This window comes from Nonomuraea sp. NPDC005501 (assembly GCF_040605905.1).
Lineage (GTDB): Bacteria > Actinomycetota > Actinomycetes > Streptosporangiales > Streptosporangiaceae > Nonomuraea.
Map to the genome: position 1 here is coordinate 1 of NZ_JBEXDT010000133.1, position 18,331 is coordinate 18,331.

Genomic DNA, 18,331 nt, shown 5'->3' on the forward strand with positions numbered 1-18,331 from the left:
CTCGGCGCCATGGCGCCGAGCGGCCGCCGCTTAGTGGCGTCATCACTTCATTTCGACATGGGTGGGGTCCGTCCGCCTGTGTTCTGCTGTGTTGCGAGAGGGTGGATCAAGGTTGACTGCGTTCGTGCGGGACGTCGCGAGTATGGGGCGCGAGGCCATCGAGGTGGTGGGGGCTCGTACCAACAATCTGCGGGACGTGTCGGTGAGCATCCCCAAGGGGCGGCTCACCGCCTTCACCGGGGTGAGCGGCAGCGGCAAGACCTCGCTTGCCATCGACACCCTGCACAACGAGGCCCAGCTGCGGTATCTGGAGGGGCTTTCGCCGTTCGTACGGCAGTACATCACGCAGCGCAATCGGCCGAAGGTCGATCGCATCCTGGGACTCGGCGCGACGCTCGCGGTCGACCAGCGCCGTCTGAACCGCAACCCCCGGTCCACGGTCGCGACGATCACCGGCATCGACGGGCATCTGGGGCTGCTGTACTCGCGCCTTCCGGGGATCGGCGCGGACCCGGCGGCGGAGAGCGTCGACGGGCATCTGACGACGGCTCATTTCGACCGCAACACCCCGGAAGGCGGCTGTGGGGACTGTCACGGGGTGGGCGGGCGCTGGCAGGCACAGGAGGACCTGGTCATCACCCATCCGGAGCTTCCGCTCTTCGGGGGGGCCTCGCCCTGGTACGCCAAGTGGCGGTCGGGAGAGCACGCGTTCGTGCCGGCGCTCGCCGAGAAGCGCGGCGTGGACCTCGGGCGGCCGTGGCAGTCGCTGCCGGAGGAGTTCCGCCACTGCGTGCTGTACGGCACGGGCGACGAAAAGATCGAGGCGACCATCGACATGACGAACAAGTACGAGACGGCTCTGGTGACCTACACCTCGAGCCAGCCGCTGCGGGGCGCGCTCGCCGAGGTGGAGCGGGTGTTCGTGAACGCCCAGACCTCCAGCGCCAAGCAGCGCTACCTGCCGTACATGCGCAAGCAGCCGTGCGGCACCTGCGGCGGCAGCGGGTACGACCAGGTGGCCCGGTCCGTGCGGCTCGGCGGGCTGACCTACCCCGACCTCATCGAGGTGGAAGTACGGGAGGTGCGCAGCTGGGCGAAACGGGTGGCCGGCGACCTGGACACCCGGCAGCGCGAGGTGGGTGAGCCGCTGCTGCAGGACCTGGGACGCAGACTCGGCATCCTCGACCGGCTCGGCCTGCCACATCTCCAGCTGTCCCGGAGCGCGGCGACGCTGTCCGGGGGTGAGTTGCAGCGGACCCGGCTCGCCGCACAGCTCAGCACCGAGCTGAACGGCATCATCTTCGTCCTGGACGAGCCCGGGACCGGACTGCATCCGGCGGACAAGGGGCACCTGCTCGACATCGCCCTGGAGCTACGCGAGGCCGGCAACACGGTGCTCCTGGTCGAGCACGACCCTGAACTGATCGCCCGGGCCGACTGGGTGATCGACATGGGGCCCGGCGCGGGCCGCCTCGGCGGTGAGGTCCTGGTGTCGGGGCTTCCCGCCGACGCGGCCGCCCACCCGACGTCGCTGACCGGACGCTATCTGGCCGGTGAGGGGCCGCGGCTGCGCCGGGCCCGCCGTCCGGCCGGGGATGACATCGGCTGGGTGGAGCTGCACGGCCTGCGCGCGCACAACGTGACCGCGGACCTGGTGCGTTTCCCCGCCGGTCGGCTCACCTGCCTGACCGGGGTGAGCGGCAGCGGCAAGAGCAGCCTGCTCGGCGCGATCGCGGCGAGCGTGGAGGCCGCTTTGAACGGGACGGCGACCGACACGGTGCGGCAGGTGACCGGTCTGGAGGGGTTCGACTGGGTCGCCGTCGTCGATCAGGAACCGCTCGGGCGCACGCCGCGGTCCAACCCGGCCACCTACAGCAAGGCGTTCGACATTGTCCGCAAGCTGTTCGCGGAAACCGACGTGGCACGCGGACGCGGGGTCAATGCCTCCTGGTTCAGCTTCAACACCGCGAATGGTGGCCGCTGCGAAACCTGCACCGGTTATGGCCGCAAACTGGTCGACATGCACTTCCTGCCGGATGTGTGGGTGGTCTGCGACGCGTGCGAGGGGCGGCGCTACCAGCCGGAGGCCTTGGAGATCAGGTACCAGGGATTGGCCATCGATCAGGTGCTGGAGCTGACCGTCGCCGAGGCCGTGGAGCGGTTCTCCGAACCCCGGCAACTCGCGGAGATCCTGGGAGCCTTGGACCGGGTCGGGCTCGGCTATCTCCAGCTCGGCCAGAGCGCCACAGAGTTGTCCGGCGGCGAGGCGCAGCGGCTGAAGCTGGCGTCCGCGATCCAGCGCGGTGCCGCGGGCCGCAAGGCCGGCCTTGTCCTTCTCGACGAACCCGTCTCGGGCCTGCACCCGTCTGACATCCAGCGGGTGGTGGATGCGTTCGATGTGCTGCTCGACTCGGGCAACACCGTCGTCGTGGCCGAGCATGACATCCCCGTCGCCGCGTCCGCGGACTGGGTGATCGACCTGGGGCCCGGAGCCGGTCCGGACGGGGGTGCGGTGGTCGCGGAGGGCACCCCGGAAGCCGTCGCGACCGCGAACACCCCGACCGCCGGTTTCTTCCGGCGGTACGCGGCGGGCCTGCCGCTCCTTGAAGTGCGAGATGACGAGCGCCGCTGAGAGGGCGGGGCTTCGACGCACCGGCCGCTGAGGCTTCAACCCGGCAACGCGCGATGCGCAGGGCGGGCGAAGGCGCCCGCGGCGGCGGCGAGGGCCGCGGTCCTGGCCGCCTGGCCTGGGAGGTCCAGGTCCGGGTCGGGCGGCGTGCGCAGCAGTATCACCTCATGGTAGAGCGGTGCGGTGGCGGCGACGAGCAGTCGCCGCGCGTCGGTGCCCGGCGGCAGTTCGCCGCGCCGTACGGCGCGCTCGACGACGACCTCGCAGCGGGCGTAGCGGTCCGCCCACAGCCGCCGCAGGCCGCGCGCGGCCTCCTCGGAGCGGAAGGAGGCGGCGAGCAGGGCGGCGGCGATCGACGGCTGGTCGGTCAGTGCCGCCAGGTTCTCCCGGTTGAGCGCCGCGAGGTCGCCCTCCAGGGAGCCGGTGTCCTCGGGCTGCCAGTCGTCGTCGGCCGTGGCCGCGCAGAGGTCGGCGAGCAGGCCGCCGACGTCCCGCCAGCGCCGGTACACGGTCGCGCGGTGCACGCCCGCGCGGGCCGCGACGGCGTCCAGGGTGAGCTCGTCGTAGCCGCGTTCGGCCAGTTCGGCGCGAACAGCGTCGAGCACCTGCGCGCGGGTGCGCTCGGTACGGCCGCCCGGGCGGCGGCGGGGCGGCGGCAGGTTGGCGGAAGGCTCCGCCCGGCCCCCGGTTCGCTCGGTGGACTGCGTCATGACACCATCTTAATGTATAAGCTGTCGCATTAAGCGCAGCTGGAGAGGAACGTACGTCATGAACAGCCTGATCCCGGCCGACCGAACGCGGTGGACCCCATACCCGGGCAGCCGCGGGCGGTGCCGCTCCGGCCGCTGGCGGCCGAGCCTGCTCACGGGCGGGGCATCATCCCGGCGAAGAGCGCGTCGAGGACGCGGTCGACGTACTCATGGGTCAGCGGCTCGTTGGTGATCAGGAGCCGGAAGTACAGCGGGCCGGACAGGATGGCCATCGCCAGATCGAGGTCGAAGCCGGGCGCCAGCTGGCCCTGGTCGCGGGCCGCCCGCAGCCGGGCGACAGTCTTGTCCCGCTGCGGGGTGATGAAGCGCTCGTTGAGCGCGTCGGCGACCCGGCGATCGTACTGGGCCTCGCCGACCAAAGCGTGAAACAGGGGACCGTAAGGCGGGCGGCCCAGCAGGTCCACGGCCGCGTAGATCTGTGCGCGCAGGTCGGCGGCGAGGTCGCCGGTGTCGGGGTAGTCCAGGCTGGGCTCGTTCAGCGACAGCAGCGAGTCGAGCAGCAGGGCTCCCTTGGACGACCATCGGCGGTAGAGGGTCTGCTTGCTGGCGCCGGCGCGCGCCGCGACCGCCTCCATGCTGAGGTTGGAGTAGCCGATCTCCTGGCCGAGCTCCAGCGTGGTCCGCATGATGGCCTCGGTCCGGTCGGCGCCGCGGCGGTGGGGTGTGCGGGTCATGCGGCCACCTTATCGGAACGGTACGTCCCGTACTTGACAACATTTCCGGGCGCCGACATCATCCTATCGGTACGGTACGTTCCGTACTCTTCAGTATCTCGTGGAAAGAGCCGATTGGTGATACCCGTTTTCCCCGACCCGACCGTGGTGCATCCGATGCCCGATCAGCCGCGGGTGGTGCTGCTGAAACCGCTGGTCGCCTCGCCGCTGATCGAGGTCGGCGAGTTCTCCTACTACGACGACCCGGACGATCCCACTGCTTTCGAGACCCGCAACGTGCTCTACCACTACGGGCCGGAGAAGCTGGTCATCGGGAAGTTCTGCGCGCTCGGCGAGGGGGTGCGGTTCATCATGAACGGCGCCAACCACCGCATGGACGGCCCCTCGACGTTCCCTTTCCCGATCATGGGCGGTTCCTGGGCCGAGCACTTCGACCTCATCACCGGCCTGCCCGGACGGGGTGACACGGTGGTGGGCAACGACGTCTGGCTCGGCTACCGGGCGATGGTGATGCCCGGCGTCCGCATCGGACACGGAGCGATCATCGCCTCCGGCTCCGTCGTCGTGGACGACGTGCCCGACTACGGCATCGCCGGCGGCAACCCGGCCAGGCTCATCCGCCGCCGCCACAGCGACGCCGACGTCGACCGCCTGCTGGCCGTGGCCTGGTGGGACTGGCCGCTCCAGCTCATCACCGAACACGTCCGCACGATCATGTCCGGCAGCGTCGGCGACCTGGAGAAGGTGGCGGCCGCGCAGGCGTGAGACCCGTCCGTTCACCTTCCAGCACCGGATTCGAGTCATCAGCATGACTGCTTCGTCCCACCCCGGCCTGTTCGCCGGCTGGCTGGGCGGCCACGCCGCCCCGCTCACCCACCTCGACCCCGAGGCGCCGCTCGACGACCTGGAGCCGCTGCGCGACCTCATCGGCGACGCGCGCGTCGTCGCGATCGGCGAGCACTCCCACTTCATCGACGAGTTCGTCCGCCTGCGCCGGCGCCTCCTGCGGTTCCTGGTCGAACGCTGCGACTTCACCGTCCTGGCCTTCGAGTACGGCTTCAGCGAAGGCTTCCCCCTCGACACCTGGGCCCAGGGCGAGGGCACCGACGACGACCTGACGGGCCACCTCGCCGAGGCGATCCCCGTGGGTGTCGACGACCCGCTGCGCTGGATCCGCCGGCACAACGCCACAGCCTCACAACCGGTGCGTTTCGCCGGCATCGACATCCCGGCGGCCGGTGGGTCCCTGCTCCCCGCCCTGACCCCGGTCGCCGACTACCTGCGCCGGATCGACCCCGAAGCCCTGTCGTCCATCGAGACGGCGACGCGCATCGCCAGATCGTTCGCCGGAACCTCCGCGGCCGCGGCCGCGCCCGCCTGGGCCCGCCTGCCGGCCGCCGACCAGGACGCCCTCACCGCCGCCCTGACGCGCCTGCTCATCCGGTTCCACGCCGTCGAGCCGCTGTACGTCTCCCGCGGCGACCGGCCCAGCTACGACATCGCGCTGCGCCGTCTCGAAGGCGCCTGCCAGGCCGACTACGGCTTCCGCGCCATGGCCGGCCTGTTCGCCGGGACCGGGCTGACCGCCGACACCTCGGCCCGCGACGTCTACATGGCCGGATCGGTCCTGTGGCACCTGGAGCGCTCCAAGCCCGGAACCCGCATCGTGCTGGCCGCCCACAACGCCCACATCCAGAAAGCACCCATCTCCTTCGACGGGCAGCTCACCGGCTTCCCCATGGGGCAACACCTGCACAACGCGCTCGGCGACGCGTACTTCGCCCTCGGCCTGACCAGCACCGGCGGCCACACCGGCGAAATGATCCGCGACGAGGAAGCGCGCTTCGGCTTCCGCATCGAGGACACCGCGCTGCAGCCGCCCGAGCCGGGCAGTGTCGAAGCCGCCTTCGCCGGCGCCGGCCTCGGGCTCAGCCTCGCCGGCCTCCGCCCGGCGCGCACCCAGGCCGGCCCTGGCCCCGACCGTATCCGGCTGCAGAGCACCTTCCTGCACACCCCCGTCCTGGACGCCTTCGACGGCATCCTGCACACCCCGGCCTCCACCGTGGCCCGCGACCTCGAAGAAGGAAGAACCCCGTGACCCGAACCGACGTGATCATCGTAGGAGCCGGCCCCGCCGGCCTCATGCTGGCCGCCGAGCTGCGGCTGGCCGGCGTACGGCCGCTGGTGCTGGAGCGCAAGCCGCAGCGCCGCGACATCCCCAAAGCCGGCGGCCTCGGCGGGCAGATCCTGGAGCTGCTGCGCTACCGGGGCCTGCTGGAACGCTTCGAGGCGGCCTGCACCGGCCCCGTCCCACCACCCCGGTTCCCGTTCGGCGGCGTGCATCTGGACTTCACCCAGCTGGCCGACCCCCCGCTGCACGCCCTGCCGCTCCCGCAACAGCAACTGGAGCAGCTGCTCGACGACCGCGCCGGCGAGCTCGACGTCGAGATCCGCCGTGGGCACGAGGTGACCGGGATCAGCCAGGACGACGCGGCGGTGACCGTGGACGTGCTGGGTCCGGACGGCCCGTACCAGGTTGTCGCCCGCTACCTCGTGGGGTGCGACGGCGCGCGCAGCCGCGTCCGCGACCGGGCCGCCATTCCGTTCCCCGGCATCACCTATCCGGAGGTCAACCGGCTGGCCCAGGTCACGCTGCCCGCCGAGGTGACCGTGCTCGGCAACGGCGACCTCGACGTCCCCGGCTTCGGCACGATCAGCGCGGGCTTCACCCGCACGGACCACGGCCTGTTCGGCATCGGCTCCTCGCCCGGCTCCAGGGCCGTCTCCCTCTACACGATCGAGGACGAGAGCACCGAGTACGACGACGACGTCCCCATGACCGTGCCGGAGCTCCAGGACAGCATCCACCGCGTGCTCGGCGCGCGGCTGCCCGTGGCGGAGGCGACCCGGCTGTCGCGGTTCACCTTCAAGGCCTACCAGGCCGAGCGCTACCGCGACGGCCGGATCCTGCTGGCCGGCGACGCGGCGCACCTGTTCCCCGCCACCGGCGTGGCCCTCAACGCCGGCATGCTCGACGCGGTCAACCTGGCCTGGAAACTGGCCGCCGACGTGCACGGCCGCGCACCGGCCGGCCTGCTGGACACCTACCACGGCGAACGCCACCTCGCCGGCGCCCGTACCATGCTGCACACCCGGGCCCAGGTGGCCCTGCGCCGCGGGCACGACGCGGCCGCCGAGGCGCTGCGTGAGGTCTTCACCGAACTGCTCACCGACGAGCAGCCGCTGCGCCGCATGGGAGCGCTCGTCGCCGGCACCGACCTGCGCTACCCCATGCCCGGCGCCGAGCCCCACCCGCTGGCCGGTGCCTTCGCCCCCGACCTCACCCTGCACACCGACCAGGGCGTCACCAGCGTCGCGGAGCTCATGCACACCGCCCGGCCCGTCCTGCTCGACCTCGCCGGCCGCCCGGAGCTTCGCCAGGTCGCCCGGCAGTGGCGCGATCGCGTGGACATCCGCACGGCCAAGACCGACGAGCGCCCGGCCGACGTCCTGCTGATCCGCCCGGACGCCCACATCGCCTGGGCCGCGGACGCCGCCGAACCCGACGGCACCGCCGCGACCGCACTGCGAGAAGCGCTGTCCCACTGGTTCGGCGCCCCCTGACGGGCCGCCTGCGCCTGACTCGGCCCGGAACTTCTCCAGCTCCGGCCGGCCGCCATTCGGGTTGACCAGTGGGTACGGCGGTGACGACCCCGAGGTGAATCGGCCGACGCCGCTCCTTCCGTCGCATGCCAACGATTGTCGACCTAATTGCGACTTTGAAAGAGTTATTCCGCTGCTGGACAAATCCCGCCCTCCATGCCCATGCACCGATGGGCATGGAGACATCTGTCTCATTGTGCGGAGCGCCATCTTATGGCCTCTCCATCGAAACCCCCACTGACCTGGGACGCGACATTTCTGATGCGGTTTCCTCGGCTTTTCGAGCACCTGCGGCCGGCCATTAGGGTGCACATTCATGGAATCGACTTCTCGATCGGCCGAAGAACTCGCGGCCGCCGCGGTCGCCGGTGAAGCGACCCCGGTGGAGCTGACCGACGAGGCGATCGCTTCCAGCGGCCCGTAGCCGCCGGGGACGCAGGCCGGTGCGCCGGAACCGCTGGTCGCCCGGATCGGCGAAGCGGGCGTGAACCAGTGGCCGAGCATGGAGAAGATCCCGCACACCATTGACCGCGCTCAAAAGCGCGAGACCAGTCATCAACTGCTTGAGGAAGGCTTTGCGTGAAAGCGTTGCTCACCCTGACCTGCGCAGGTCAGTTCATGGTGCTGCTCGACAACACGATCGTCGGCGCCGCCCTGCCCGACATGCAGCAGCGACTCCACACCGGGCTGATCGGCCTGCAGTGGATCGTCGACGCCTACGTGCTGCTGGTGGCCATGCTGCTGCTGTCCGGCGGCGTCTTCGCCGACCGGTTCGGCCGCAGGAGGGTGTTCCTGGCCGGGGTGGTGGTGTTCACGGCCGCGTCGGTGGTGTGTGCGCTCGCGCCCTCGATCGGCTGGCTGATCGCCGGGCGGGTGCTGCAGGGCGTCGGGGCCGCGGCGCTGAGCCCCGCCTCGCTGGCCCTGCTCGCCGCCGCGTATCCCGCCCCGAGGGAGCGCGTCAGAGCGATCGGGTTGTGGGCCGGGTTCAGCGGCATCGGCCTGGCCGCCGGACCGCTGGCCGGGGGCGTCCTGGTGGACGCCTTCGGCTGGCCCGCCATCTTCCTGGTCAACGTGCCCATCGGGGCGGTCCTGCTGCTGGCCGGGCTGCGCGTGCTGAGGGAGTCCCGCAACCCGGGCGCGCCGCCGATCGACGTTCCCGGCACGGTCCTGTCCGTCGCGGGCGTGGGCGCTGTGACCTACGGCCTGATCGAGGGCGGTTCCCGAGGCTGGACCTCACCGGTGATCCTCGGCAGCTTCGCCGCCGGGCTGGTGCTCCTGGCCGCGTTCGTCGTGGTCGAGGGTCGTGTGTCCACGCCGATGCTGCCGCTCCGGCTGTTCCGGCAGCGGCTGTTCACGGTGTCGAACACGGCGATGGTCGTGGTCGGGTTCGCGCTCTCGGGCTCGTCGTTCTTCTTCTCCCAGTTCTTCGTCTACGTCCAGGACACGTCGATCCTGGTCGCCGGGCTGCGGACCCTGCCCGGCTCCCTCGCCATGGTGATCGTCAGCCCGTTCGCGGGCCGGTTCGCCGCCAGGTACGGGTTCCGCGCCGTCGTCAGCATCGGCCTGGCGCTGGCCGGGCTGGGGCTGCTGGCGCTGGGCCTCGTCCACGCCGACACCGGCTACGGGAACGTGTGGTGGCGGCTGGCGGTCGTCGGCATCGGGTTCGCTCTGACCATGTCCCCGCTGACCGGCGCCTCCATCCAGGCGGTCAGCCCGCAGGAGGGCGGCCTCGCCTCGGGCGTCAGCAGCACCACCCGGCAGATCGGCGCGGTGCTCGGCGTGGCGGTGCTCGGAGCGATCGTCCACACGCGGGAGTCCGGCGGCGCCTCCTTCGAATCCGGCCTCAACAGCGCCTTCCTCGCGGCCGGCGCCGTCACCTTGATCAGCGCCGTGTTCACCGGCCTGTGGCTGACCGCGGCCCGGACGCCGAGGGCTGTCCCGGACGGCGCCCCCATGCCGAGATCAGCGGCGCGAGGGTGAGGTCGAGCTCGCCGGCATCGATGGCGGCCAGGTGCGCGTCGATCTCGGCGTCGTCGGCCAATCCAGCGGCGAGCAACTCGGCGCGGACCATGCGCACCGTCGCGGTCTCCAGCCGGTCGCAGGCCACCCCGCCGACCGGGAAGCAGCCGGCCGCCGCGACATCGACCAGACCGGCCGCACGGAACGCCCGCGGCAGCGTACGGCCGTAGCGCAGGTCGGCGCCGCGGCGGGTCATCAACTCCCGGACGGCGCGCCGCAGCCGGTTGGCGCGCTGCTGTGCCGGGCCGACCTCATCGAGGCAGGCCAGCGGCTGCAGCTCGGTATCGGCGTCCTCGACCAACAGCCAGCCGCCGGGCCGCAGCGCCGCCACCATCGTCGCCAACGCCCGGGCACGGTCGGGCACGTGGACCAGCACGAGCCGGGCGTGGACCAGGTCGAACGTGCCTGGCTCCGGCGGCGGGTCCCCGACGATGTCGTGCCGGAGCACCTCGTACCCGCCGTGCGGGTCCAACCAGGCCGGATTGATGTCCGTGGCCAGCACGTAACCGGTTGGTCCGACGGCCGTGGCGAGTGCCTCGGGAACGCTGGGGCCTCCGGCGCCGACTTCCCAGCAGCGCCAGCCCGCCTTCACTCCGAGCCGGTCGAAGTGCCCCCGTGTGACACCGTCGAACAGCTCGGCCAGCCAGGTGAACCGCTCGCCCGCCTCCACCCGGGCGTTGTCGAGCAGGTAGCGGTGATCCGGGGCAGACCCAGAGGTGTGCGGCGATGAGGGGCCGGACCCCGCGCCGGCAGTATTCACCGCCCCGCCTGCGGTCGTGTCCGGCTCGGACCCGTGGTCGGCGAAGGGCTGCGATGAACTCATGCCTACATCCTCACGACCTTCCACGTGCTGTGTCAGGGGCCCGGAATGAAACCAGACGGCCTCCGGGTGACCGGCCGGCGGGGCGCTCCCGCCCGGCCTCGCCGGAGGCGGTCAGCCGAGCCAGCTCGCGACCTGCGACTCGACCGCGGGGTACCAGCCGAGCTGGAGGTGGTTGGCGCCGCCCACGAGCGCGGTGCCGGCCACGGTGCCGATACCCGCCGTGGACAGCGCGCTGCTCACGAACACCACGCCGTCGCTGGGGCCGCGGTTCTCGTTGTAGATGCCGGCGACGCTCGGCGACCCGCCGGCCAGCAGGTACGTCGCCACCGACGCCGGCACGCCCGCCTGCCGGATGCGCGAGATCAGCGAGCCCGCGTCGATCGCGGCCTGGATGCCCGGCCCTGAGGTGTAGAAGCCCTGCCCGCCGTAGTACGTGGTGTACCAGTCCTGCTGCGTCTGGTCGACGCCGTACGTGCCGTCGAAGCGCGCCAGCATCTGCCGCTGCCCGGCATAGCAGTCGAACCCGCCGGCCGGCACGAACGAGAACTCCGGATGGTAGGCGTAGACGCCGTAGCAGGTCATGTGCGTGTGCGGCGCGGGCGAGTTGACGCCGCCTCCGCACTCGGGCCAGATCGAGAGGTCGTGCGCCCAGCCGTGCGCGAACGGGTAGTCGTACCCGGCGTTCGGGCCGCCCAGCGTGATGAGCTTGCGCACGTCGCCGGCGTACGGACGGCCCCAGCTCGGCTTGACCGACGACACGTACATTCGCGCCGACATCATCCCCTTGCTCCAGCCCACCAGGTCCACGGCGGGCACGCCGAGCTTGGCCTTGATGAGCGAGACCGCGTCGCCGACCTCCTGGGCCTGCATCAGGTTGTCGCCCTCCTTGTGCGCGAACCCGATCGCGAAGACCCGGTACCCGGCGTTCGCCAGGTGCTGCATCATGCCGGTGCCCGGGCAGCTCAAGGCGCCGCAGCCGAAGCCGCCCGACTCGCCGGGGTTGGCCCACGCCCGGTCCGGGTTGTCGTTGGCGCCGTGCACCAGCAGGACCGGCGTGCTCTTGGGATTGGTGTTCCACCCGGGGGCGTGGTACAGGAGGAACCGGCCGGAGAACGGTCGCTTGACGCCGCCGAAGAAGGTCAGGCGCTGGCCGTCCTGGTCGCCGCGGCCGTCCGGCGGGTAGCTCTCCTGGGTGAAGCCCGGCGTGGTGTCCAGGTACCTCTCCACGGTGGACCAACCGTTCGCGACGCTGTTGTACGTCGCCTCCAGCGTCAGGTACGACGGCGTCGCGGCCTGGGCCGCGGTCGGTACCAGCAACGCGGCCAGCATCACCGCGACCGTCCATAAGCAGCGCATGGGGCTCCTGTCCACAGGGTTGCGAGATGCCGCCGAGCTCGGGCTCGCCCCCCGCGCCGGCGGCACCCGGGGAACGCCCGCCATCGTCACCGCATCGCCCCGGCCGTTCCAGCACCCCCCGTCACACCTTTGCCGCACCGGGCGTGTGCGGACGGCACATCCGCCGGGCGCGACGCACCTGGGCGACGGTGCCAGGAAATCCGAGACGGTCCACATCGATGCAGCAATGCACCGCGGCTACCCGGCGAGTGGAGGGTCGGATCAGGCCGCCTCGTCCTCGGGCTCGGGAGCCGGAGCCAGCCGCACGCGGCCGGGGTGAGCCTCCTCGTCGGGGAAGACCCACTTCCGGAACGCCCAGAACCGGAAGACCATGGCGATCAGCGTGCCGATGACCTGCGCGCTCATGAAGTCGGCGATCTCCTGGGTCACCAGGCTCACGTCCGGGGTCTCCAGCAGGAACACGTACCGGGAGATCCATAGCGGCACGGAGCTGAGCACCAGACCGACACCACTGACCAGGAAGAACAGCGCCGCCTCGTGATGGCGCTCGCGACCGCCCCTGGTCCGGAACGACCATTCACGGTTCAGAACGTAGGACACGATCGTCGCCACGAGCACCGCGATGACCTTCGCGGTCACCGGCTTCGGCTCCAGAATGGTCAGCTTCAGCCCATAGAACACTGCGTTGTCCACCAGGAACGCTGTTCCACCCACCACCGCGAACTTCAGCAGCTCACGGTGCTTCAGCACAAGGGCGGGCAGCGGTCCCGGCAATCCTGCGAGTACTGCCTTTGCTGTTTCCCAGCGTCCCGATTTTCTCACCAGCCGGACACTCTGGTCTCAACACTCACTGACACGGCCTTTCCGGCTCGGGCGACTGGAGCCGCACCTGACGACATCTGGTATCAATCCTCACTCACACCACAGTCGAGTGCTTCGCGGTGGAGCGCCCGTCAGGGGCAGAGCCGTCTCGGTGACCGGAGGAGCCACCCAGCAAACCACAGCCAGGACACGACGTTGGGATGACTCCCCGCCGAAAGCGGATGCTCAACACCGATCAGGCGGCCACCATACATTCGTTCCCTTGCGCCCCACCACTGATGCCCTTCGCTGCCCCGTCCCAGCAGTATCCGACCTATCAGACCGTCTCGTCGCCGCACGCTGAGGCGAACCCGCTCTTGTCCAGGATGGATACCGGTGTGGCGGAGGGTTTCGATCGCCGCGGCGGCGGCCGGTGTCGGTGTCGTCGGCCCGAACCTTGGCCGCGGGGTTCTCGGTGACCGGCCGGCACGACCGGGTGGCGTGTCAGGCGGTGCGGCGGGAGCGGGCCAGAGCCAGCCCACCGAGGACCATGGCGATCGGCCCGACCACCAGGTCTATGTAGCCCCCGACTATTCCGTAGCCGGTGCCGGGACCGCCCTCGGCGGCGGCCACGACCAGCGCGCCGATGACCGTGCAGGCGAGCCCCGCCGCCAGTGCCACCATGGCCCCCCTTCTCCCGGTGCCGGTCCCGATACGGCCGGCGGAGCGGGCCAGAGCCAGCCCGCCGATGACGACGCCGGCCAGCCCCAGCAGCGCGGCCACCACGGACCAGAGACGCCCGGTCGTCAAGGCGTACGCATCGACGGGCTGGACCAGAACGTGCGCGGCTGCCGGTGTGGCGAGCCCCAGGACACCGAGCAGGACGGCTGCGGCGGTGGCCGGCAGGTGACGGACGAACATGAGGATCCTGTCTGTCGAATGGCGGGCGTCGGCAGCGTGTGCAGCGGGGTGGATCGCCTGTGCCCGTCGAGGTGCCGGTGACGAGGGCGAGCGCCCAAGGAGAGGTTTCACGGAATCGATCCTCGCGCCGTCGAGGCAGCCGCGGCCTCCGGCAGCGGACGGCAGCGGCTACGCAGTTCTGCGTAGCCGGCTCGTGCCCCGGTACGCCCGTCGTCGTAGGCGGCCGCACGTGGATCGAGCCCGGCGCCCCCCGTCCTGGCATGGGGCAAAGGCCGCGATTGTCGCCCGCACGCGCCACCCACGAGGCGGCACCTGCGGGACCTTCCCGAGCAGGGACCGGTGAGCCCTCACCGATCTGATCGACCAGTGCGCCGGGAGCAAACCGTTTTCGGCGCTATCACCGACCGGCTCTCCGTTCGCTGACAACCCCGGACGACGATCGCGCCATCCGGCTACCGTTGCTCCGCATGACGCACACCGAGATCGACATCGACGCGGAGTTCGTGCGGGATCTGCTGCGTGACCAGCACCCCGACCTGGCCGATCGCCCTTTGCGGCTTGGCGCGCGGGGCTGGGACAACCAGCTGTGGCGGCTCGGTGACGACCTCGCCGTCCGGTTGCCCTGGGCGACGCAGGACGCGGACGCGCTGCTGCTCAAGGAGCACACCTGGCTGCCCGTCCTCGCCCCGCGCCTTCCGCTGCCGGTGCCCGTCCCGCAGCGCCTCGGCGAGCCCTCCGCCCTGTTTCCACGACCCTGGATCGTCACCACCTGGGTGCCGGGCGAGCCCGCCGACCGCGCCCCCGTCACGCGCGCCGCGGAGGCTGCCGACGCCTTGGCCGCCTTCCTGACGGCCCTGCACCGGCCCGCCCCCGAGCAGGCGCCCGCCGGCCGGGGCCGCGGCGGGCCGCTGGCCGACCACTCCGAGGGGTTCGCCAGGCAGCTCGCCTCGGCGACCGAGCTGGGGCTGATCCCCGACCCGGACGCCGTCCGCGCGGTCTGGGAAGACGCCGCCGCCGCGCCCGAGTGGGCAGGCCCGGCGCTCTGGCTCCACGGCGACCTGCATCCGGCCAACGTCCTCACCGCGGACGGCACCCTCTGCGGCGTGATCGACTTCGGCGACCTCTTCGCGGGCGATCCGGCCTGCGACCTCTTCGCCGCCTGGATCCTGCTGCCGGATGGCGCCCGCGACCGCTTCCATGCCGCCTACCAGCCGGCGCCGGACGCAGCGACCCTGCGCCGCGCCCGCGGATGGGCGGTGGGACGGGCCCTCAGCGGCATCCTCATCGGCGAAGCCGGCGTCCGCGGCCGGCGGGGCGGCAAAGCCACGTGGGGCCCACCCGCCCACGCGGCACTGCGACGCCTCATCGCAACGGCCCATCGCTGATCGATCACCTCTCCACGCGCTCGAACACCTTCGCGCCGGACCCCACGGTCGTGATCGCCTCGATAATGTACGTGCCCAGGTGGCACCGCTTGGGGAGTACGGCAGCGTTCACGGGAGAGAGGCCAGGCGACGATGCAGGCGTCAGCGGTCGCGCGTGCGGTGGCCGCCGCCATGTCGACCGCGTCAGCGCTCGACCTGACGGTCGACGACGCGATCGTTCTTCATGACTCGAACAAGCTCACTCTGCGTCTGCTGCCGTGTGACGTCCTGGCCCGGGTGGCACCTGTGACGCATCAGGTCGCGCGGTTCGAGGTCGAGCTCGCTCAGCGGCTCGCCGAGTCCGGGTGTCCTGTGGCTGTTCCCGACCCGCGGGCGGAGCCACGCGTCCATGAGCGTGACGGCTTCGAGGTCACGCTGTGGACCTACTACGAGCCGGTGACACCGCGAGCGGTCCCACCGGCCGACTATGCCGATGCGCTCGCGCGGCTGCATGCCGGCATGCGCGAGCTCGATGTCCCGACGCCGCACTTCACGGATCGGGTCGAGCAGGCCCAACAGCTCGTGGCGAGCCGCGACCGTACGCCGGGGCTCGCCGACGCGGACCGCGAGCTGCTCGACGAGACGTTGGGAAGCATGAGACGCGTGATCGGGGAGCGCGGCGGCGCCGAGCAGCTGCTGCACGGCGAGCCGCACCCGGGCAACGTGCTCACCACGACGAACGGGCTGCTGTTCATAGACTTCGAGACGTGTTGCCGCGGGCCTGTCGAATTCGACCTCGCCCATGCGCCCGAAGAAGTCAGCGAGCACTATCCGGGCGTCGACCAGGAGTTGCTGAGGGTGTGCCGGATCCTCGTGCTGGCGATGATCACGACGTGGCGCTGGGATCGAGGCGACCAGCTCCCGAACGGGCGCCGGCTGGGCACCGAGTGGCTCAGCCGGATCCGAGCGACGCTCGGTCGCGAAGGGCTGGACACCCGTGGCTGATCGCAGGTCTTCGAGGTCGCAGCCGCCGCCCGGCGCCGGGCGCTTCCGGGGGCTGGGCGGCTGAGACGGCCTGGCGCATGACTCAGCGGTCGCACATCGCGGCGAGGAAGGCGTCGATCAGGTGCTGCCGATTGCGGGGCACGCCGGTGACGTAGACGGTGGCGGCGCGCCCGGCCCGGTCCCGGCCGCTGAACACCGCGGCCCCCGGCATGTCGCCGGCGGCGAAGTACACGTAGCCGCAGCTCGACTTCATCCGGGCCACGCCGTAGCCGTAGCGGGCGTCCGCGGGCCAGCCTTCCGCCTCGACCTTCACCGGCCGGGTCATCATCGTGCCCAGCGGGGCCTCGCGCCAGAACCGGATGAGGTCTTCGGGGGTGGAGACCAGGCCGCCGCTGGGGCCGAACGCGTAGGTGGGCAGCTGGTCGGTCAGGTCGACCTCGCCGTCCTTCGGATGGCCGGGGTGCACCCCGTAGGCGTGGGCGTGCGGGCCGCGGATGCCGTAGTCGTCCTTGGCCGGCCAGTACGTGTCCCGCATCCCGTACGGCTTGAGGATCAGTTCCTGGCTCGCCTGGCGGTAGTCCTTGCCGGTCACCGCGGTCACGATCATGCCGAGGACCAGGTAGTTGGTGTTGGCGTAGGCGAAGGAGCCGCGGGGCGTGGGCTTGAGCGTCAGCGCCACCCGCAGGAAGTCCGGGAAGGGCTCCTTCCATTCGATCGCGTCGGCGAACTCGGGCAGGCCGCTGGTCTGCTGCAGCAGCATCCGGACGGTGATCTTTCGGCCGTCGATCTCGGCGCCGTCACCGGTGCCGCGCAGCGCCCCGGGCAGGTAACGCTCCACCGTGGCGTCCAGGTCGATCTTCTTCTGATCGGCCAACCGCAGCACGGTGGCGGCAATGATCGGCTTGCTCCCGCTGGCGATCCTGAACCGGCCCCGGGGGCCGATCATCGGCTTGCCGGTGCCCCGCTCCGCGGTGCCGGAGCGCCGGGTCACGGTCGCGCCGCCCGGGCTCCGCACCTGGCTCAACGCACCCGCCATGCCGTCCTCGGTGGTGAGCACGTCAAGGCTGGACTGCGGCGAGGGCGTCGCGGCGGCGGCGAAGGCGGGGGCGACAGGGGCGAGGACCAGGGAACCGGCGACAGCGGCGGCGAGCAATTTCGTCATGCCCCCAATGTCACAGGAAGATCACTCACGATCAGTCAGGCCTGCCCGCCTGTCGGGGTGAGGCATTCCCTACCACCGAGGTGATCGCCGCGCGCACTTGATCGGGCGGTCCTGCATGCCGCCCAAGGCGATCAACGGCCCGGAACGACACAGGAGAGGGCCCGGCGCAGGATGGCGGCGAAGGTTTCGGTGTTGCCGGGCATGAGCCAGTGCCGCCCCGCCACGCGGATGGCGCCGGCGACCGCGGCGGCCGTGACGGCCGGGAACAGGTCGCGGCCGGGGTCCGTACCGGTGCGCGCCGCGATCGCCTCGGTGAGCGGGCCCTCCGCCATGGTGAACGCCTTCAGCGCCTCGCCCTCCAGCTCGGGCGTCGACATGATCATGCGCAGGCCGGCCTGGTCGGGCTCGGGGTCGGTGTAGAGCTCGATCACGGCCGCGATGATGGCTTGATCCAGCGGCTCGCCGGCGGGCCGGGCGTGCAGCGCCTCCCCCACGCGCTTGGACTGGCCGGCCTGGAAGGAGCAGATCGCCTCCTCCTTGCTGGAGAAGTAGTTGTTGTAGGTGCGGGGGGAGACGCCCGCGGCCGTGGCGATGTCATGGACGCGCACCATGGCCAGTCCGTGGGGGCCCTGCTCGATGGCCAGGCGCAGCGCGGCGTGGCCGATCGCCTCCTGGGTGGCTTGCCTGTTGCGCGCCCGAAGATCCATGGCGTCGTTCATAGGGCCCACTCTATCCGATGTTGCGTGCCGCGCACTGTGTGCGTGACACGCAAGTTGTGGGTAGAGTGCGACGAGACGCCTGGCACTCACGCCTGGAGAGTGCCAACCACCCGGCGTGCGCCGGGACGACGAGGTCCGTGGGCAGGTCGGCCGCCCGCCAGCAGACCGTCCGTCGCGGGCGCCGTCCCGGCAACCCCTGACCGGACAGCCCTACGAAGAGCAGGAGCAGGAATGGCTTCGAAGATGATCGCGTTCGACGAGGACGCCCGGCGCGGACTCGAGCGCGGTATGAACCAGCTCGCCGACGCCGTCAAGGTGACCCTCGGCCCCAAGGGCCGTAACGTCGTGCTGGAGAAGAAGTGGGGCGCCCCCACCATCACCAACGACGGCGTCTCCATCGCCAAGGAGATCGAGCTCGAGGACCC

Annotated in this window: 16 protein-coding genes; 8 read left to right on the plus strand and 8 right to left on the minus strand. The window is 71.2% G+C overall.

Annotated elements, in window-relative coordinates; translation table 11 throughout:
* The first annotated feature begins 61 nt into the window (after positions 1 to 61).
* Positions 62 to 2,632, plus strand: coding sequence for an excinuclease ABC subunit UvrA (locus ABZS51_RS38900; RefSeq protein ID WP_355452249.1), 2,571 nt, complete (start codon positions 62 to 64; stop codon positions 2,630 to 2,632).
* A gap of 35 nt (positions 2,633 to 2,667) precedes the next feature.
* Here ABZS51_RS38900 and ABZS51_RS38905 read toward each other — a convergent pair whose 3' ends face one another.
* Together ABZS51_RS38905 and ABZS51_RS38910 are read right to left on the minus strand one after the other, a co-directional pair.
* Positions 2,668 to 3,339: a TetR/AcrR family transcriptional regulator gene (locus ABZS51_RS38905; RefSeq protein ID WP_355452252.1), complete on the minus strand. Its 672-nt coding sequence runs from the start codon at positions 3,337 to 3,339 to the stop codon at positions 2,668 to 2,670.
* Between the two features lie 152 nt (positions 3,340 to 3,491).
* Positions 3,492 to 4,073, minus strand: coding sequence for a TetR/AcrR family transcriptional regulator (locus tag ABZS51_RS38910; protein ID WP_355452255.1), 582 nt, complete (start codon positions 4,071 to 4,073; stop codon positions 3,492 to 3,494).
* Positions 4,074 to 4,229: 156 nt separating this feature from the next.
* On the opposite strand from ABZS51_RS38910, the gene ABZS51_RS38915 reads away from it, so the two are divergent.
* The 4 genes from ABZS51_RS38915 (at position 4,230) to ABZS51_RS38930 (ending at position 9,716) form a co-directional block, all read left to right on the plus strand.
* The gene (locus ABZS51_RS38915; protein ID WP_355452258.1) at positions 4,230 to 4,838 is read left to right on the plus strand and encodes a CatB-related O-acetyltransferase; all 609 of its coding nucleotides are present in this window, start codon (positions 4,230 to 4,232) and stop codon (positions 4,836 to 4,838) included.
* A 43-nt stretch (positions 4,839 to 4,881) separates the two neighbouring features.
* Complete coding sequence (locus ABZS51_RS38920; protein WP_355452261.1) at positions 4,882 to 6,171, plus strand: erythromycin esterase family protein; 1,290 nt, start codon at positions 4,882 to 4,884, stop codon at positions 6,169 to 6,171.
* Positions 6,168 to 7,697: an FAD-dependent monooxygenase gene (locus ABZS51_RS38925; protein WP_355452264.1), complete on the plus strand. Its 1,530-nt coding sequence runs from the start codon at positions 6,168 to 6,170 to the stop codon at positions 7,695 to 7,697. Before ABZS51_RS38920 ends, ABZS51_RS38925 begins: the two co-directional genes overlap by 4 nt.
* 618 nt (positions 7,698 to 8,315) lie before the next feature.
* On the plus strand, positions 8,316 to 9,716 hold the full coding sequence (locus ABZS51_RS38930) for an MFS transporter (RefSeq protein ID WP_355452267.1): 1,401 nt from the start codon (positions 8,316 to 8,318) through the stop codon (positions 9,714 to 9,716).
* Here ABZS51_RS38930 and ABZS51_RS38935 read toward each other — a convergent pair.
* The 4 genes from ABZS51_RS38935 to ABZS51_RS38950 all read right to left on the minus strand — a co-directional run bounded on the left by ABZS51_RS38935 (position 9,631) and on the right by ABZS51_RS38950 (position 13,656).
* A complete protein-coding gene (locus tag ABZS51_RS38935) occupies positions 9,631 to 10,578 on the minus strand; it encodes a methyltransferase domain-containing protein (RefSeq protein WP_355452270.1) in 948 nt (315 codons plus the stop codon). The genes ABZS51_RS38930 and ABZS51_RS38935 overlap by 86 nt on opposite strands.
* A gap of 111 nt (positions 10,579 to 10,689) precedes the next feature.
* Positions 10,690 to 11,934, minus strand: coding sequence for a hypothetical protein (locus ABZS51_RS38940; RefSeq protein ID WP_355452273.1), 1,245 nt, complete (start codon positions 11,932 to 11,934; stop codon positions 10,690 to 10,692).
* A 261-nt stretch (positions 11,935 to 12,195) separates the two neighbouring features.
* On the minus strand, positions 12,196 to 12,684 hold the full coding sequence (locus ABZS51_RS38945) for a GtrA family protein (RefSeq protein WP_355452276.1): 489 nt from the start codon (positions 12,682 to 12,684) through the stop codon (positions 12,196 to 12,198).
* A 555-nt stretch (positions 12,685 to 13,239) separates the two neighbouring features.
* A complete protein-coding gene (locus tag ABZS51_RS38950; RefSeq protein ID WP_355452279.1) occupies positions 13,240 to 13,656 on the minus strand; it encodes a DUF6223 family protein in 417 nt (138 codons plus the stop codon).
* 467 nt (positions 13,657 to 14,123) lie between these two features.
* On the opposite strand from ABZS51_RS38950, the gene ABZS51_RS38955 reads away from it, so the two are divergent.
* Both ABZS51_RS38955 and ABZS51_RS38960 read left to right on the plus strand, forming a co-directional pair.
* Entirely contained in the window at positions 14,124 to 15,041 is a 918-nt protein-coding gene (locus ABZS51_RS38955; protein WP_355452282.1) for an aminoglycoside phosphotransferase family protein, read from the plus strand.
* A 132-nt stretch (positions 15,042 to 15,173) separates the two neighbouring features.
* Positions 15,174 to 16,025 (plus strand): aminoglycoside phosphotransferase family protein, encoded by an 852-nt coding sequence (locus ABZS51_RS38960; RefSeq protein WP_355452285.1) that lies wholly within the window; start codon positions 15,174 to 15,176, stop codon positions 16,023 to 16,025.
* An 82-nt stretch (positions 16,026 to 16,107) separates the two neighbouring features.
* Here ABZS51_RS38960 and ABZS51_RS38965 read toward each other — a convergent pair whose 3' ends face one another.
* Both ABZS51_RS38965 and ABZS51_RS38970 read right to left on the minus strand, forming a co-directional pair.
* Positions 16,108 to 17,187, minus strand: coding sequence for a serine hydrolase domain-containing protein (locus ABZS51_RS38965; protein WP_355452288.1), 1,080 nt, complete (start codon positions 17,185 to 17,187; stop codon positions 16,108 to 16,110).
* Between the two features lie 131 nt (positions 17,188 to 17,318).
* Positions 17,319 to 17,906, minus strand: coding sequence for a TetR/AcrR family transcriptional regulator (locus tag ABZS51_RS38970; protein ID WP_355452291.1), 588 nt, complete (start codon positions 17,904 to 17,906; stop codon positions 17,319 to 17,321).
* A 231-nt stretch (positions 17,907 to 18,137) separates the two neighbouring features.
* On the opposite strand from ABZS51_RS38970, the gene ABZS51_RS38975 reads away from it, so the two are divergent.
* Positions 18,138 to 18,331: TCP-1/cpn60 chaperonin family protein (locus tag ABZS51_RS38975; protein ID WP_355452294.1), on the plus strand; the 194-nt coding region annotated here is incomplete at its 3' end.